The following is a 15,608-nucleotide window of genomic DNA, read 5'->3' on the forward strand; positions in this document are numbered from 1 at the left end:
TACTACCCGCTAATGTGGTCAACAATTGCGGTCAGCGTGGCGCGATTATCCCTGATTCAGGGGCAGCGATAGACTGACAATCCCATCTTCCAGCTGAATATCAACGGTGAATCCCAGCTTTCTGGCCAGGCCGATCATGCCTCTGTTATTCGGCATCGTAATGCCATTAAGGCGTTGCAGGCCATGGCTTTGCGTATAGGCGATCAGCTTTTCCAGCAGCCTTCGCCCCAGGCCTAACCCTTTTAAATCTGAACGGACCAGAACGGCAAACTCGGCGTCAATATTGTCGGGATCGGAGATCGCCCGCGTCACGCCGAGAATTTCGCTTTTCTCTGCGGTGGTCCTGACGGCAACAAACGCCATTTCACGATCGTAGTCGATCTGCGTCATATTGGCTAAATCGTCGTGGGTAAATTCGTTGATCTCACTAAAATAGCGATAATAGAGATCTTCTTTGGTGACCTGAGCGATAAACGCGAGCAGCTGCGGCTCATCTTCCGGAAGGATCGGCCGAAACAGGCAGCGATCGCCATTTTTCATTACCACCCACTCCTCCTGCTGGTGCGGATAGGGACGAATCGCAAGGCGGCTTTCACTGTCGCCGTCAAAGGGGGCCAGGCCTAGCGTGACGTCCAGCGCCGTAAACTCGTTGCCGGAGGCGAGCAGGGGATGAATGTCCAGGCGCTGGATCTCCGGGCAGTCGACGATCAGATTCGATACCTGAACCAGCAGCTGGCTCAGGCCCGCGATATCCAGCGGGCGCAATGCGCTGCGACCGCGGATCTTTTTATTTTTGATCGCCTGGATCACCAGATAACGCGCCAGGTTCATATTCAACGGCGGCAGCGCCACCGCGGCCTGATCCTCGGCCCGCCACTCCACGCCGCCTTCGCCCAGCATAATCAACGGGCCGAAGACGGGATCGTGTTCAACCACCACTCTCAGCTCCTGGGCGCCGGCGCGATTAGCCATACTCTGCACCAGCAGACCATGGATGCGCGCCTGGGGCCAGGCCAGTCTGACGCGATCGATCATCGCATCTGCCGCCTGCTGCACCTCGGCGGCGGTACGCAGATAGAGCATGACCCCCTGTACTTCCGATTTGTGCGGGATATCCGGAGAACGCAGCTTCAGCGCGACCGGATAGCCTATCTGCTCAGCGATATGCACTGCTTCTGCGCTGTCAGCGGCAATCCATGTCGGCAGAGTATGGATGCCATAGGCCCGGAGCACCGGGCTGACCTCATGGGTATCCAGCGTGGTGGCGCCGTCATCTATCGCTTGCTGCAGCAGAGCATGCGCTTCGCTGGTATTGGCGGTTAACGAATCCGGTAGCACCGGCGTCTCGCGCAGTTGTTTCTGGTTGCGACGGTATTCCACCATATGCATAAAAGCGGTGATCGTGCCCTCTGGCGTACGGTAGGTTGGGAGGCCGGCATCGCTGAATAAACGTCGCGCTTCCTGCGAGGAAAATTCGCCGCACCAGTTGGTCAGCACGGTGACATATTTACCGCGCGGATGATGCTTCAGGGCATCAATCAGGGCCAGCGCACTCTCCGTGCCCGGCGCGGCCGCGCTGGGCGAGTGGATCACCAGCAGCGCGTCATAGTCCTGACTGTTGAGCAAAATATTCACGGCCTGCTGATAATGTTCGCTGCTGGCATCATCCCGCAGATCTAATGGGTTGGCGATCTCGACGCCAACCGGCAACGCCTGGCGCAGGGCGTCGCGGGTCTCCTCGCTGAGGACCGCCAGTTTGCCATTACGCAGCCAGAGTTCATCCAGCGCCAGTGCCGCCGGTGCCGCGCCATTGCTGACGATCATCAGCTTTTCACCACGCAGCGGGCGCATATGGCTGAGCGTTTCCACGGCGGAGAACAGCTCATGGGTGTCCTGCACCCGCAGCAGGCCAGCACGCTGAATGGCTGCATCCCATGCCGGATCCATCCCGGAGTTGACGTGCAACAGCTTTTGCGCCGCGGGACTACGGCCGCTTTTAATCACCAGGATAGGCTTGTTTCGCGAAGCGCTGCGCGCGGCGGAGACAAACCGACGCGCGTCGCTTAGATGCTCGAGGTAAAGCAAAATGGCGCTGGTCTTGCTGTCGCGGGCCAGAAAGTCCAGCAGGTCATCGACATCAATGTCCAGGCTATCGCCCAGCGCGATGAAGTAGGAAAACCCCATCTCGCGCTGCTGCGCCCAGTCAAGGATGGTATTAGAGACGGCGGCCGACTGCGAGATAAAGGCCAGTTTACCGCGATGGATCGCGACCGGCGAGAAGCTGGCGTTCAGGCCTTGCCACGGCGCCAGCAGTCCCAGGCTGTTTGGGCCGAGCAGGCGCATCTGATAGCGCGCGGCGCATTCGAGCAGCGCCGGATACTGTTCCGGCTGCGAAGAGAGAATGATGCAGGTTTTACACCCTTTCTGCCCTAAGGCTTCGAGCAATTCGATATTACGCCGGGCGTTAGTACAGAGCACCGCCAGATCCGGCGTAAACGGCAGGCTCTCAATCGTGGGCCATGCCAGCACCCCGAGCACCGCCTTCCAGGCGGGGGTCACCGGCAGTACCGGGCCATTGAAACCGCCGGCTAACAGGTTGCGCATCATGAGATAGCCAGCGCGCTGCGGCTTCATTGATGCGCCAATAACGGCGATGGACTTTGGTCGCAGCAGTGCTTCCAGGCCTCGTTGGCTCATACCGGTCTCCTTTCATCCCAGTGACCGAATGATTTTAAACGTTTTCCACCTGGTCCGCTGTGATACTGCCCTTATGCTGGGTTTTTCCCGCCAGATAGCGGGTCCGGAAGCGGGTGAAGTGCTCGCCAAGCGCAGCGGCGGCCGGGGCATCGCCCGCCAGATCCAGCAGGGCGATGGCTACTTCCGCGGTACAGTATTGTCCGTCGGCGTGCGCCTCGCGCAGATGATAGGCAGAGATGCGTGACAGATCGACGGAGATTATCGGTAGCGCGTCAAGATAAGGGCTCTTGCGGAACATTTTGCGCGCTTCGGTCCAGGTGCCGTCGAGCATAATAAATAGCGGCGGCTTGCCGGACGGCGGCGCGCTCAGGAGCTGGCGCTCCGGCCCGGCATAGGAGGCAGGGAAAACCACCATCGGTTGATAATCAGGATGCGCGACCAGATCGAGCAGCGCCTGCGGCGGCTCGGTTCTCGACCATTGAAAAGCCTCGGTATCAGGCAGAATATCGGCGATGAGCCGGCCGGTGTTGCTGGGCTTCATCGGTTCTGTATCAAACATCACCAGGCAGAAGCGGCTGGTGGCCTGCGCTGGCACTAATGTTGCGCACAGGCACTGCTTGAGCGGCAGCAGGCAGCGCTGACAGCGGCGGATGCGGTTGCCGCGAGCAAGGAAAGGCCGGGTAGCACGCGCGAGGCGTTCAGCGCGCAGGCGAAGGACTGCGTTTTCAATCATGGGAGTCGCTAGAGAAAAACGCTATTGTCGCAGAGGTGAAAACGGGGCACAAGCGGTGCCCCGGAAGGATTACTGTTGGCCGGCTTCGTTCAGCCAGCTATCAAATGGCGCTTTTGGCACCGCGCCATTGAGCATGTCGATCACTTCGCCATTTTTGAACATCATAATGGTCGGGATGCTGCGGATACGAAACCGGGCGCTAAGCTCACGTTCCGCTTCGGTGTTGACTTTCACAAAACGCATCTTCCCGCTACGCTCTTCCGCGACATCTTCAAAGATCGGCGCGAAGCTACGGCAGGGGCCGCACCATGGCGCCCAGAAATCGACAACGACCGGCAGATCGTCCTTTAAGAGTTTATCCAGCGTTGCCCCGGTCGCGTTGATGACGTCGCCGTCAAAAAGATCGTGACCGCAGCGTCCGCACTTTGCGCCATCCGCGCTACGATCGTCCGGGAGGCGGTTCAGAGCCTGACAACTGGCACAAACGGTATTCATAACTAACCTCTGGTTATGGGTTGCAACGTGGCACGTGGCCGATATGTTTCTGTGATGTTACATATTATCGATTAAGTGTTATTTAAGGACAATGCGTTTTGTTCGATGAGTGCAATAGAGGCCGGCTTTTAAACGAAATCATGGCGAAGCGATGACACATCGGGTAATCTGCGCGCTTCGCGCAGCGCAGGTGGAGAAAATTGATGAGCGACGAACTGAAAAATAAAAGCGGCAAGGTCAAAGTGATGTATGTCCGCAGTGATGATGATTCTGACAAACGCACCCATAACCCACGTACCGGGAAAGGGGGAGGTCGTCCAGGAAAATCTCGTGTTGACGGCCGCAGCCGCCCTGCGCGTGACGAACGAAACAGCCGCGGCGACGATCGCAAACGTGACGACCGTAAGCGTGACGATCGCAAGCGCGATGATTTTCATCGTGACGATGCGTCTCCGTGGCGTACCGTTTCCCGTGCTCCTGGCGATGAGACGCCGGTAAAAGAAGATCACGGCGGGATCAGCGGGAAGAGCTTTATCGATCCGGAAGTACTGCGTCGTCAGCGTGCGGAAGAGACCCGCGTGTATGGCGAAAACGCCTGCCAGGCGCTGTTCCAGAGCCGTCCGGAAGCTATCGTTCGCGCCTGGTTTATCCAGAGCGTCACGCCCCGCTTTAAAGAGGCGCTGCGCTGGATGGCGGCCAACCGTAAAGCCTATCATGTGGTGGACGAAGCCGAGCTGGCGAAAGCCTCCGGCACCGAGCACCACGGCGGGGTCTGCTTCCTGATCAAAAAACGCCACGGCACTTCTGTTGCCCAGTGGGTCGCGAAGGCGGCAGAAGACGATTGCGTTCTGGCGCTGGAAGACGTGGGTAACCCGCACAACCTCGGGGCGATCATGCGCAGCTGCGCGCACTTCGGCGTGAAGGGCGTGGTGGTTCAGGATGCTGGCGTGCTGGAGTCCGGGGCGGCGATCCGTACGGCGGAGGGCGGGGCGGAGCATGTTGAACCGATCACCGGCGACAGCTTTATCGATACCCTGGATCAGTTCCGCAAAGCGGGCTACGCGATTGTCTCAACGTCCAGCCATAATGGTACGCCGCTGTTTAAAGCCGAGCTGCCGAAGAAAATGGTGCTGGTGTTAGGCCAGGAGCGTGATGGTCTGTCCGATGCGGCGATTTCCAGCTCCGATCTCAGCGTTGCCATCAACGGTACCGGCAATGTCGAAAGCCTGAACGTCTCTGTGGCGACCGGCGTCCTGCTGGCAGAATGGTGGCGTCAGAACAAGGCGTAATTCGCCTGCCTGAATGCGAAAAAGCCAGCTGATGCTGGCTTTTTTTATGGCTGTCGATCACTCGCTTTCGGCGGGGAGGACCGGCATCCAGTCGATCGGCGCTTCGCCGCGGTCAGCCAGCCACTGGTTGGTCTGTACGAAATGGTTGCTGCCAAAGAAGCCGCGATGCGCAGAGAGCGGCGATGGGTGCGGCGCTTTCAGCACGCAGTGGCGCTGACGATCGATAATCGCGCCTTTCTTCTGCGCATGAGAACCCCACAGCAGAAAGACCACCCCCTCGCAATGCTCATTGATTAACGCGATAACTTTATCGGTAAAGGTCTCCCAGCCAAGGCTGGCGTGCGAGTGCGCCTGCCCGGCGCGGACGGTCAGGACCGTATTAAGCAGAAGTACGCCCTGACGCGCCCAGCTTTCGAGATAACCGTGAGTGGGGCGAGTAAAACCGGGGATCGTGGCCTCCAGCTCTTTGTACATGTTCAAGAGCGAGGGCGGGATCGCGACGCCCGGGCGAACCGAGAATGCCAGACCATGGGCCTGACCCGGGCCGTGATAGGGATCCTGGCCGAGAATGACGACTTTGACGTCGCCCAGCTCGGTAAAGCGAAACGCATTGAAGACGTCTTTTTGCGGTGGGTAGATGGTGATCCCGGACTGGCGCTCTTCGGCGACGGTCTTCAGTGTATTGAGAAAATAGGGTTGTTGCTTTTCATCCGCCAGCACGTCATGCCAGGTTAAAGAGGTGGTCATCTTGCTCTCCTGCAAAGGGTCATCGCTATAGCTTAACGGCTTCTTTCTACAGAACAAAATCGGCACGGCTTGATGTGGGCTTTTATGCAAAAAAAATTGAAAATTTACAAAATTATTTATGAGACCCCATGGCCTAACTTGATGTAAAACAATAAAATCCCCCTATACCCACTTTGTGTGAGTGGTTTTTATTGATTTATATCAAGGAATGCCGAGGGTGCGGCTGATATATATACACTCATACAACAATGGTTTTACCAATTGGCCGCGAAGAGGCCAAAATCGAATAAACACTGCCTGGGAGGCATCAAATGATTACTGGTATCCAAATTACTAAAGCGGCAAACGACGACCTGCTGAACTCTTTCTGGCTGCTGGACAGCGAAAAAGGCGAAGCGCGCTGCCTGTGTGCCAAAGGTGGTTTTGCGGAAGACGACGTGGTGGCGGTGAGCAAACTGGGTGAAATCGAATACCGTGAAATTCCGGTAGACGTGAAACCAGAAGTTCGCGTGGAAGGCGGTCAGCACCTGAACGTGAACGTGCTGCGTCGCGAAACTCTGCTGGACGCGGTTGAGCACCCGGAAAAATACCCGCAGCTGACCATTCGTGTTTCCGGCTATGCGGTACGCTTCAACTCCCTGACTCCGGAACAGCAGCGCGACGTTATCGCCCGTACCTTTACCGAAAGCCTGTAAGGCTGAAGCCAGATGTGAAAACGCCGGGATGTCCCGGCGTTTTTTTTACTCTTCAGTGGACGTTGATGGCGTCCCGGCCGCGCTTGGCTTACGGCGCTTACCGATATTTTTGGTGTCGCGGTGGCGTTTCTTCACCCGCGGTTTCTCTTTTTCTTTCTCTTTTTTCTCGGCGCGCTTCGCCAATACTTTCTTCGACGGTTTACCGGTTAACTTCTCGCTCGGCGCGCGGGTTTTCGGTCGCAATTCATCAATCACGCGGGCTTTCAGCGGTTCTTCAACGTAGCGGCCGATCTTGCCCAGCAGCAGGTGGTCATGCGCTTCAACCAGCGAAATGGCGATGCCTTTTTTACCGGCGCGGCCGGTACGACCGATACGGTGCAAATAGATATCGGCGGTGCGCGGCATGTCGAAGTTAAACACGTGGCTGACATCCGGGATATCAATACCGCGTGCGGCGACGTCGGTGGCGATCAGCACGTTCACGCGACCATCGGTCAGGCGTTTAATCGCTTCGTTGCGCTTAATCTGCACCATCTCGCCCTCCAGCCAGCAGGTGTTAATCCCTGCTTCGTGCAGCTTAGCGGCGAGTTCGTGAACGCGCTCGCGCTTACGCACGAAGACGATGGAGCGGGTTGCTTCCGGCTGCTTCAGCAAATGAATCAGCAGCGCGGTTTTATGCTCGATATCGTCGGCGCGATAGTACCACTGATGAATTTTTTTACGTTCGCGGGTCGATGGGGTAGCGGAGACTTCAACCGGCTCTTCCAGCAGGCGTTCGGCAAAATCTTTGATCGCATCGCCTTCCAGCGTGGCGGAGAACAGCATGGTCTGCTTGCGCCAGCGGGTTTCACCGGCGATGGTTTCGATATCCTGAGCAAAGCCCATGTCCAGCATGCGGTCGGCTTCATCGAGGATCAGGGTCTCGACGGCGCGGCAGTCAAAGTTCTCTTCTTTAATATACTGCAGCAGGCGACCGGTGGTAGCGACCACGATATCCTGGTTTTCGCTGAACACTTCCGCGTGGTTCATGTACGCTACGCCGCCGGTAATGGTGGCGATATCCAGATGGGTATGCTTCGCCAGCTCGCGGGCGTGGTCAGCCACCTGCATCGCCAGCTCACGGGTCGGCGTCAGGATAAGAATGCGCGGCGGCCCGGATTTCTTACGCGGGAAATCGAGCAGGTGCTGCAACGCTGGCAGCAGATACGCCGCCGTTTTACCGGTGCCGGTCGGCGCTGAACCGAGAATGTCACGGCCATCGAGCGCAGGCGGAATAGCGGCGGCCTGAATGGCTGTCGGGCGAGTGAAACCTTTATCCTGGAGGGCCTCCAGCAGGTTTTCGTCGAGTTCAAGTTCGGAAAAAGTCGTTACAGTCATGTTCTACCTCTGAGTGGGCCGCCGATTATAGACGTTACTGACGTAATGTTCATCTGTTTGTAAGGCTATCTGTTCTCCGGTATTGTGCATAGCCTTACGTTCAGGAGTTTTGTCGGCAAGGTTATTGAGGATGTCTCAGTCGAAGTTTGCGCTGCCGCGCAATGGTTTTACCTTCAAACAGTTCTTTGTCGCCCACGATCGTTGCGCGATGAAGGTGGGCACTGATGGCATTTTGCTTGGCGCCTGGGCGCCGATTGCCGGGGTGAAGCATGTGCTGGATATTGGCGCGGGCAGCGGCCTGCTGGCGCTAATGCTCGCCCAGCGTACCGGTCACGATGTGCAAGTCGATGCGGTCGAACTGGACGAGGAGGCAGCCGCTCAGGCGCGGGAAAATGCCCTCGCGTCACCGTGGTCTTCGCGCATAGAAATCTGCCAGGCCGATATCCATCAGTGGCAGCCGTCGCAAACCCGACGCTATGAACTGATAATCAGTAACCCGCCTTTTTTTGCCGAAGGCGTGCCATGCGCTACCTCGCAGCGGGAGCAGGCGCGGTATACCACGACGCTCGATCACGCCTCCCTGCTGACCTGTGCCGCAGAGCATATCACCGAAGAAGGTTTTTTTTGCGTGGTGCTGCCGGTGGATATCGGTAATGCGTTTATCGAGCGGGCAACGGCGATGGGGTGGCATTTGCGACTGCGCACTGACGTGGCGGAGACCGAACTGCGGCCGCCGCACCGGGTGCTGCTGGCGTTCTCCCCGACGGCAGGAGAGTGTTTCTGCGACAGACTGGCGATCCGCGGGCCAGAGCAGCAGTACTCTGAAGGGTTTACTGCTCTGACCGGGGATTTTTATCTCTTTATGTGAGCCAGGGGCGACAGTATCGACGGGCCGCTGTTCGGCAGCGGCTGCGGATAGTCGAGGGTATAGTGCAGCCCGCGGCTCTCCTTACGTAACATCGCGCAGCGTACGATAAGCTCCGCCACCTGCACCAGATTGCGCAGCTCCAGCAGATTATTCGAGACGCGGAAGCGGGCGTAATACTCATCCAGCTCCTGCTGGAGCATGGTAATGCGCCGCAGGGCGCGCTCCAGTCTGCGCGTCGTGCGCACAATGCCGACATAATCCCACATCAGCAGGCGCAGCTCGTGCCAGTTATGCTGGATAACCACCAGTTCATCCGGGATCTCCACCTGACTTTCATCCCACGCCGGCAGGGTGGTGACCTTCTGGGCCAGCGGCAGGCGCCGGGCGATATCCTCCGCGGCGGACCAGCCGTAGACCAGACACTCCAGCAGCGAGTTCGAGGCCATGCGGTTGGCGCCGTGCAGCCCGGTATAGCTGACTTCGCCGATGGCGTATAAGCCATCGACGTCAGTACGGCCATTATCATCCACCATCACGCCGCCACAGGTGTAATGCGCGGCGGGGACGACCGGCACCGGATCTTTGGTTAAATCAATTCCCAGACCGAGCAGCTTTTCGTAAATCATCGGGAAGTGCTGGCGAACAAACGCCTCGGGTTTATGGCTGATATCAAGGAACATACAGTCAACGCCCAGGCGCTTCATTTCATGGTCGATGGCGCGGGCGACGATATCGCGCGGGGCCAGCTCGCCGCGCTCGTCAAAGTCCGGCATAAAGCGGGTGCCGTCCGGGCGTTTAAGGTGGGCGCCTTCGCCGCGCAGCGCTTCAGTAAGCAGGAAATTGCGTGCCTGTGGATGATACAGCGCGGTGGGGTGGAACTGGTTGAATTCGAGATTCGCTACCCGGCAGCCCGCCCGCCAGGCCATCGCAATGCCGTCTCCGGAAGAGACGTCAGGGTTAGTGGTATATTGATAAACCTTGGCGGCCCCGCCGGTCGCAAGCACCACCGCCTTCGCGCTGCAGGTTTCTACCCGCTCTTTATTGCGGTTCCAGATCCAGGCCCCGACCACCCGGCGCGTGCCCGGCAGGCCAATCTTGTCCGAGACAATCAAATCAACGGCATTGCTGCGCTCAATGATGCGGATATTCGGATGAGCAAGGGCTTTATCGACCAGCGTTGTCTCTACCGCTTTGCCGGTAGCGTCGGCGGCGTGAAGAATGCGTCGATGGCTGTGCCCCCCTTCGCGAGTGAGATGGTAGCTCTCTTCGCCATTGGCCTGGACCTGGGTGTCAAACAGCACGCCCTGATCGATAAGCCATTGTACGCACGGTCTGGCGTTGCTGGCGACGAAGGTGACCGCATGGCGATCGCAGAGTCCCGCGCCGGCGATCAGCGTATCTTCAACATGGGATTCGATACTGTCCGTCTCATCGAAGACGGCGGCAATCCCGCCCTGCGCATAGAACGTCGAACCTTCGCTGATCGGCCCTTTACTCAGCACCGTCACCGAACTGTGCTCCGCCAGGCGCAGCGCGAGGGAGAGACCGGCAGCGCCGCTGCCGATAATCAACACATCACAAGAGAAGTCAGGAGTGGTATTCATCGTCTTTGTTTAATTTACTAAACACATTTAGCTCACAATAGCACCAGCGCGTGAGGAATCGTACATATTTTTTGCCTGGTGTTGTGACGGCTAAACAGAAGGGGCCGGGAAAAGGGGCGTTGTGCGGTAAAAAAGAGAAGTGGAGCAGGTTGTTAGCATTGGATTTTATAGTGAAATAAACACTGTGTTACGATACCCTTCAGTCGGGCCTGCGCTTTTTCTTATTGACTAACCTGTTGTTTAGCAACCTGGGCATATAATGATTGATAACGATCTGCCGCCGTTGCCAGACAAAAAACAAAAGCGTAACGGAACTTTATTGTTTTCATGCACTCCAACAGTCAGCTTGCTCATAATGCAGATTTTGGGTGGTGTTTTGAAGACGCATGGGAATTGGGTTTGGGGAGACATTACCTCGGATGAGCGAGCAGTTAACGGATCAGGTCCTTGTTGAACGGGTCCAGAAAGGAGATCAGAAAGCGTTTAATTTGCTGGTGGTGCGCTATCAGCATAAGGTCGCGAGTCTGGTTTCCCGCTATGTACCGCCGGGCGATATCGCTGACGTTGTTCAGGAATCGTTCGTTAAGGCATGGCGTGCGCTGGACTCTTTCCGGGGAGATAGCGCTTTTTACACCTGGTTATACCGTATCGCCGTCAACACGGCGAAGAATTATCTGGTTGCTCAGGGACGCCGTCCGCCGTCCAGCGATGTTGACGCCAACGAGGCGGAAAACTTCGAAAGCGGCGGGGCGTTGAAAGAAATTTCGAACCCTGAGAACTTAATGTTGTCAGAAGAACTGAGACAAATAGTTTTTCGTACCATTGAATCGCTCCCGGAAGATTTACGCATGGCAATTACGTTACGGGAGCTGGATGGCCTGAGCTATGAAGAGATAGCCGCTATCATGGATTGTCCGGTTGGGACGGTGCGTTCGCGTATCTTCCGGGCGCGAGAAGCTATTGATAATAAAGTTCAACCGCTTATCAGGCGTTGACGATAGCGGAATACTGGAAAAGGGTATCAGGCATGCAGAAAGAACAACTTTCGGCTTTAATGGATGGTGAAACGCTGGATAAAGAACTGCTCAACGAGCTGAGCCGTTCCTCTGAGATGCAAAAAACCTGGGAGAGCTATCACCTCATTCGCGATACTCTGCGTGGCGATACCGCAGAGGTGCTGCAATTCGATATCTCCGCCCGGGTGATGGCCGCCATTGAAAATGAGCCCGTTCGTCAGACGGCGCCGCTTATTCCTGAATCTCAGCCCGCACCCCACCAGTGGCGGCAGATGCCGTTCTGGAACAAAGTGCGTCCATGGGCCAGCTCACTCACCCAAATGGGCGTTGCCGCCTGCGTATCGCTTGCGGTTATCGTCGGCGTCCAGCACTATAATGGGCAATCTGATGCGACTCAGCAGCCAGAGGCGCCAGTGTTCAATACCCTGCCGATGATGGGTAAAGCGAGCCCGGTAAGCCTTGGCGTGCCGGCTGACGCATCAGCGGGTAGCGGCCAGCAGGCGCAAGTCCAGGAACAGCGCCGCCGGATTAACGCCATGTTGCAGGACTATGAACTGCAGCGCCGCCTGCACGCTGAGCAGCTGCAGTTTGGCCAGGCCCAGACTCAGCAGGCAGCAGTCCAGGTGCCGGGTTATCAAACTTTAGGAACGCAATCGCAGTAATGAAGCAACTTTGGTGTGCCATGTCGCTCATGGCAGGCAGTCTGTTGTTCTCTGTCAACGCCTCGGCTGATACATCGTCCGGGGCGTTGTTGCAGCAGATGAACCTGGCCAGCCAGTCCCTCAATTATGAGCTGTCTTTCGTCAGCATCAATAAACAAGGCGTTGAGTCGCTGCGCTATCGTCATGCGCGACTGAACAATCAACCGCTGGCGCAGCTGCTGCAGCTGGACGGCCCGCGCCGGGAAGTGGTCCTGCGCGGCACGGAAATCAGCTATTTTGAACCCGGTCTCGATCCTTTCACCCTCAACGGCGACTACATCGTCGATTCGCTGCCATCGTTGGTTTATAGCGATTTCAAACGCCTCTCCGCTGCGTATGATTTTATCTCCGTTGGCCGTACTCGTATCGCTGATCGCCTCTGCGACGTGATCCGCGTCGTAGCTCGCGACGGTACGCGCTATAGCTTTATCGCCTGGCTGGACGCCGAGACCAAACTGCCTCTGCGCGTCGATTTGCTCGACCGCGACGGTGAAACGCTGGAGCAGTTCCGGGTTGTCTCCTTCAACGTTGGCGATAACGTCAGCGCCAGCATGGAGACGCTGGCAAAAGCGAATCTACCGCCGCAGCTGTCCGTCCCTGAAGGGGGCGACAAAGCCAACTTCAACTGGGCGCCAACATGGCTTCCCCAGGGGATGGCTGAAGTTTCCAGCAGTCAGCGCCGTCTGCCCACTTTTGACGGTCCAGTCGAATCACGTCTCTATTCCGACGGCTTGTTCAGCTTCTCGATCAATATCAACCGCGCCACGGCGGCCAGCAGCGACCAGCTGTTGCGCACCGGCCGACGTACCGTCAGCACGACGGTACGCGATAACGCGGAGATCACCGTGGTGGGCGAACTGCCGCCGCAGACGGCGAAGCGTATCTCTGACAGTATTAAATTCAAGGCAGTACAATGATTAAAGAGTGGGCCACCGTGGTTTCCTGGCATAACGGCGTGGCGCAGGTGCACTGCGACGTTAAAGCCTCCTGCAGCAGCTGCGCTTCCCGTGCCGGCTGCGGTAGCCGGGTGTTAAACAAGCTGGGGCCGCAGACCAGCCATACCATTAGCGTGCCCTGCGAGCAGCCATTGGCCGCGGGGCAAAAAGTGGAGCTGGGGATCGCTGAAAGCAGCCTGCTGGGCTCAGCGCTGCTCGTCTATATGGCGCCGCTGGTGGGGCTGTTTGTGATGGCGTCTATTTTCCAGGTGCTGTTTGCCAGCGATATCGCGTCACTTTGCGGCGCGCTGTTGGGCGGCGTCGGCGGCTTCCTGGTGGCGCGCGGTCTGTCGCCGCAGCTGGCTGCTCGCCAGTCATGGCAGCCGGTGATTTTAAGCGTCGGTTTGCCGCCGGATCTGCTGCGTGTTGATACGCCCTCCTCTGAAATGGGGCAGTGATTTCACTGCCCCTCATCTTTATTTACTCTTCCTGTAACAACGCCACAATTTCTGCCGTTATGCTGGATCTAACAGCATTTCCTGGTTTCACGGATGTAGTGTAGAATGCGGCGTTTTCGGATTAAAAAACGTCAGGCACAGTACAGCGGCCTCATGATACTCGTAAGGCATAATTAACTCTAAATATGAAGAATATACGTAACTTTTCGATCATCGCTCACATCGACCACGGTAAGTCGACGCTGTCTGACCGTATCATCCAGATTTGCGGTGGCCTTTCTGATCGCGAAATGGCGGCCCAGGTTCTGGACTCCATGGACCTTGAACGTGAGCGCGGGATTACCATCAAGGCGCAGAGCGTCACCCTGGACTATAAAGCCAGCGATGGTGAAACTTATCAGCTCAACTTTATCGACACCCCGGGCCACGTTGACTTCTCCTATGAAGTATCGCGCTCCCTGGCGGCGTGCGAAGGCGCGCTGCTGGTGGTTGACGCCGGGCAGGGCGTAGAAGCCCAGACCCTGGCGAACTGCTATACCGCCATGGAAATGGACCTCGAAGTCGTTCCGGTGCTCAACAAGATCGACCTGCCTGCGGCCGATCCGGAGCGCGTAGCGGACGAGATTGAAGATATCGTCGGTATCGATGCTCACGACGCGGTTCGCTGCTCGGCGAAAACCGGCGTTGGCGTGCCGGACGTGCTGGAACGTCTGGTGCGCGATATTCCGCCGCCGGAAGGCGATCCGGACGCGCCGCTGCAGGCGCTGATCATCGACTCCTGGTTCGATAACTATTTAGGCGTCGTGTCGCTGGTGCGTATTAAAAACGGCACCATGCGCAAGGGCGATAAAATTAAGGTGATGAGCACCGGCCAGGTCTATAACGCTGACCGTCTGGGCATCTTCACCCCGAAACAGGTCGACCGTACCGAGCTGAAATGCGGCGAGGTAGGCTGGCTGGTCTGCGCGATCAAAGACATCCTCGGCGCGCCGGTGGGCGATACCCTGACCGCGGCGCGTAATCCAGCGGATAAAGCGCTGCCGGGCTTCAAAAAAGTGAAGCCGCAGGTCTATGCCGGTCTGTTCCCGGTGAGCTCTGATGACTATGAAAACTTCCGTGATGCGCTGGGTAAACTGAGTCTGAACGATGCTTCATTGTTCTATGAGCCGGAAAGCTCAACGGCGCTGGGCTTCGGCTTCCGCTGCGGCTTCCTCGGCCTGTTGCACATGGAAATCATTCAGGAGCGTCTGGAGCGTGAGTACGATCTTGACCTGATTACCACGGCGCCGACGGTAGTCTATGAAGTGGAAACGACCTCCAAAGAAGTTATCTACGTCGATAGCCCGTCCAAGCTGCCGCCGCTGAATAATATTCAGGAGCTGCGTGAGCCTATCGCCGAGTGTCACATGCTATTGCCGCAGGAGTTCCTCGGCAACGTGATCACCCTGTGTATCGAGAAGCGTGGTGTGCAGACCAACATGGTTTACCACGGTAAACAGGTGGCGCTGACCTACGAAATCCCGATGGCGGAAGTGGTTCTCGACTTCTTCGACCGTCTGAAGTCTACCTCCCGTGGCTATGCGTCGCTGGATTATAACTTCAAACGCTTCCAGGCCTCGAACATGGTGCGCGTTGACGTGCTGATCAACGGCGAGCGTGTCGATGCGCTGGCGCTGATCACCCACAACGACAACGCCCCTTATCGTGGTCGCGAACTGGTCGAGAAGATGAAAGAGCTGATCCCGCGTCAGCAGTTCGATATCGCCATTCAGGCGGCTATCGGCAACCACATCATCGCGCGCTCTACTGTGAAACAGCTGCGTAAAAACGTCCTGGCGAAATGCTACGGCGGCGACGTCAGCCGTAAGAAAAAGCTGCTGCAGAAGCAGAAAGAAGGTAAGAAGCGTATGAAGCAGGTCGGTAACGTTGAACTGCCGCAGGAAGCGTTCCTCGCCATTCTGCACGTTGGTAAAGACGGCAAATAATTAAGGAG

15 protein-coding genes are annotated in these 15,608 nt (G+C 57.2%); 9 read left to right on the top strand and 6 right to left on the bottom strand.

The genetic code is table 11. From position 1 onward, the window contains the following. Positions 1-45: 45 nt before the first annotated feature. The 3 genes from SP68_RS06115 to trxC form a co-directional block, all read right to left on the bottom strand. A complete protein-coding gene (locus tag SP68_RS06115; RefSeq protein WP_012540847.1) occupies positions 46-2,697 on the bottom strand; it encodes a bifunctional acetate--CoA ligase family protein/GNAT family N-acetyltransferase in 2,652 nt (883 codons plus the stop codon). 34 nt (positions 2,698-2,731) lie between these two features. Then, complete coding sequence (gene tapT / locus SP68_RS06120) at positions 2,732-3,430, bottom strand: tRNA-uridine aminocarboxypropyltransferase (protein ID WP_022064860.1); 699 nt, start codon at positions 3,428-3,430, stop codon at positions 2,732-2,734. A gap of 69 nt (positions 3,431-3,499) precedes the next feature. Beyond that, positions 3,500-3,925 (bottom strand): thioredoxin TrxC, encoded by a 426-nt coding sequence (gene trxC / locus SP68_RS06125; protein ID WP_002914091.1) that lies wholly within the window; start codon positions 3,923-3,925, stop codon positions 3,500-3,502. Positions 3,926-4,128: 203 nt separating this feature from the next. On the opposite strand from trxC, the gene SP68_RS06130 reads away from it, so the two are divergent. Further along, the gene (locus SP68_RS06130; RefSeq protein ID WP_022064862.1) at positions 4,129-5,214 is read left to right on the top strand and encodes a tRNA/rRNA methyltransferase; all 1,086 of its coding nucleotides are present in this window, start codon (positions 4,129-4,131) and stop codon (positions 5,212-5,214) included. A 57-nt stretch (positions 5,215-5,271) separates the two neighbouring features. Here SP68_RS06130 and ung read toward each other — a convergent pair whose 3' ends face one another. Next, positions 5,272-5,961 carry a uracil-DNA glycosylase gene (ung, locus tag SP68_RS06135; protein ID WP_012540850.1) on the bottom strand — a complete coding sequence of 230 codons (690 nt, stop codon included), beginning with the start codon at positions 5,959-5,961 and terminating at the stop codon, positions 5,272-5,274. Between the two features lie 311 nt (positions 5,962-6,272). On the opposite strand from ung, the gene grcA reads away from it, so the two are divergent. Then, complete coding sequence (grcA, locus tag SP68_RS06140; RefSeq protein ID WP_002914084.1) at positions 6,273-6,656, top strand: autonomous glycyl radical cofactor GrcA; 384 nt, start codon at positions 6,273-6,275, stop codon at positions 6,654-6,656. Positions 6,657-6,701: 45 nt separating this feature from the next. Here the strand turns inward: grcA and srmB are convergent, their stop codons facing one another. Then, entirely contained in the window at positions 6,702-8,033 is a 1,332-nt protein-coding gene (gene srmB / locus SP68_RS06145) for an ATP-dependent RNA helicase SrmB (protein WP_012540851.1), read from the bottom strand. Positions 8,034-8,163: 130 nt separating this feature from the next. Here srmB and trmN point away from each other — a divergent pair, with 130 nt between their 5' ends. Then, on the top strand, positions 8,164-8,901 hold the full coding sequence (trmN, locus tag SP68_RS06150) for a tRNA(1)(Val) (adenine(37)-N(6))-methyltransferase TrmN (RefSeq protein WP_016161648.1): 738 nt from the start codon (positions 8,164-8,166) through the stop codon (positions 8,899-8,901). Here the strand turns inward: trmN and nadB are convergent. After that, positions 8,886-10,505, bottom strand: coding sequence for an L-aspartate oxidase (nadB, locus tag SP68_RS06155; protein ID WP_008803761.1), 1,620 nt, complete (start codon positions 10,503-10,505; stop codon positions 8,886-8,888). The two genes, trmN and nadB, sit on opposite strands and share 16 nt — an antisense overlap. Positions 10,506-10,832: 327 nt before the next feature. On the opposite strand from nadB, the gene rseD reads away from it, so the two are divergent. From rseD to lepA, 6 genes are all read left to right on the top strand, one after another. Next, positions 10,833-10,928 (top strand): rpoE leader peptide RseD, encoded by a 96-nt coding sequence (gene rseD / locus SP68_RS29040; RefSeq protein WP_121980491.1) that lies wholly within the window; start codon positions 10,833-10,835, stop codon positions 10,926-10,928. Next, a complete protein-coding gene (rpoE, locus tag SP68_RS06160) occupies positions 10,925-11,500 on the top strand; it encodes an RNA polymerase sigma factor RpoE (protein ID WP_002914074.1) in 576 nt (191 codons plus the stop codon). Before rseD ends, rpoE begins: the two co-directional genes overlap by 4 nt. Positions 11,501-11,532: 32 nt before the next feature. Beyond that, positions 11,533-12,183, top strand: coding sequence for an anti-sigma-E factor RseA (gene rseA, locus SP68_RS06165; protein ID WP_008803762.1), 651 nt, complete (start codon positions 11,533-11,535; stop codon positions 12,181-12,183). After that, positions 12,183-13,139: a sigma-E factor regulatory protein RseB gene (gene rseB / locus SP68_RS06170; RefSeq protein WP_012540854.1), complete on the top strand. Its 957-nt coding sequence runs from the start codon at positions 12,183-12,185 to the stop codon at positions 13,137-13,139. Before rseA ends, rseB begins: the two co-directional genes overlap by 1 nt. Continuing rightward, positions 13,136-13,615: a SoxR-reducing system protein RseC gene (rseC, locus tag SP68_RS06175; RefSeq protein ID WP_008803764.1), complete on the top strand. Its 480-nt coding sequence runs from the start codon at positions 13,136-13,138 to the stop codon at positions 13,613-13,615. Before rseB ends, rseC begins: the two co-directional genes overlap by 4 nt. Before the next feature lie 185 nt (positions 13,616-13,800). Further along, positions 13,801-15,600, top strand: a complete 1,800-nt coding sequence (gene lepA, locus SP68_RS06180) for a translation elongation factor 4 (protein WP_008803765.1) — start codon at positions 13,801-13,803, stop codon at positions 15,598-15,600. The last annotated feature ends 8 nt before the right edge of the window (positions 15,601-15,608 follow it).

This window comes from Klebsiella variicola, assembly GCF_000828055.2.
GTDB lineage: Bacteria > Pseudomonadota > Gammaproteobacteria > Enterobacterales > Enterobacteriaceae > Klebsiella > Klebsiella variicola.

Bases quoted from the DNA above. Each gene is read 5' to 3' on its own strand.
- SP68_RS06115 (WP_012540847.1), bottom strand. From the start codon at position 2,697: ATGAGCCAACGAGGCCTGGAAGCACTGCTGCGACCAAAGTCCATCGCC.
- tapT (WP_022064860.1), bottom strand. From the start codon at position 3,430: ATGATTGAAAACGCAGTCCTTCGCCTGCGCGCTGAACGCCTCGCGCGT.
- trxC (WP_002914091.1), bottom strand. From the start codon at position 3,925: ATGAATACCGTTTGTGCCAGTTGTCAGGCTCTGAACCGCCTCCCGGAC.
- SP68_RS06130 (WP_022064862.1), top strand. From the start codon at position 4,129: ATGAGCGACGAACTGAAAAATAAAAGCGGCAAGGTCAAAGTGATGTAT.
- ung (WP_012540850.1), bottom strand. From the start codon at position 5,961: ATGACCACCTCTTTAACCTGGCATGACGTGCTGGCGGATGAAAAGCAA.
- grcA (WP_002914084.1), top strand. From the start codon at position 6,273: ATGATTACTGGTATCCAAATTACTAAAGCGGCAAACGACGACCTGCTG.
- srmB (WP_012540851.1), bottom strand. From the start codon at position 8,033: ATGACTGTAACGACTTTTTCCGAACTTGAACTCGACGAAAACCTGCTG.
- trmN (WP_016161648.1), top strand. From the start codon at position 8,164: ATGTCTCAGTCGAAGTTTGCGCTGCCGCGCAATGGTTTTACCTTCAAA.
- nadB (WP_008803761.1), bottom strand. From the start codon at position 10,505: ATGAATACCACTCCTGACTTCTCTTGTGATGTGTTGATTATCGGCAGC.
- rseD (WP_121980491.1), top strand. From the start codon at position 10,833: ATGCACTCCAACAGTCAGCTTGCTCATAATGCAGATTTTGGGTGGTGT.
- rpoE (WP_002914074.1), top strand. From the start codon at position 10,925: ATGAGCGAGCAGTTAACGGATCAGGTCCTTGTTGAACGGGTCCAGAAA.
- rseA (WP_008803762.1), top strand. From the start codon at position 11,533: ATGCAGAAAGAACAACTTTCGGCTTTAATGGATGGTGAAACGCTGGAT.
- rseB (WP_012540854.1), top strand. From the start codon at position 12,183: ATGAAGCAACTTTGGTGTGCCATGTCGCTCATGGCAGGCAGTCTGTTG.
- rseC (WP_008803764.1), top strand. From the start codon at position 13,136: ATGATTAAAGAGTGGGCCACCGTGGTTTCCTGGCATAACGGCGTGGCG.
- lepA (WP_008803765.1), top strand. From the start codon at position 13,801: ATGAAGAATATACGTAACTTTTCGATCATCGCTCACATCGACCACGGT.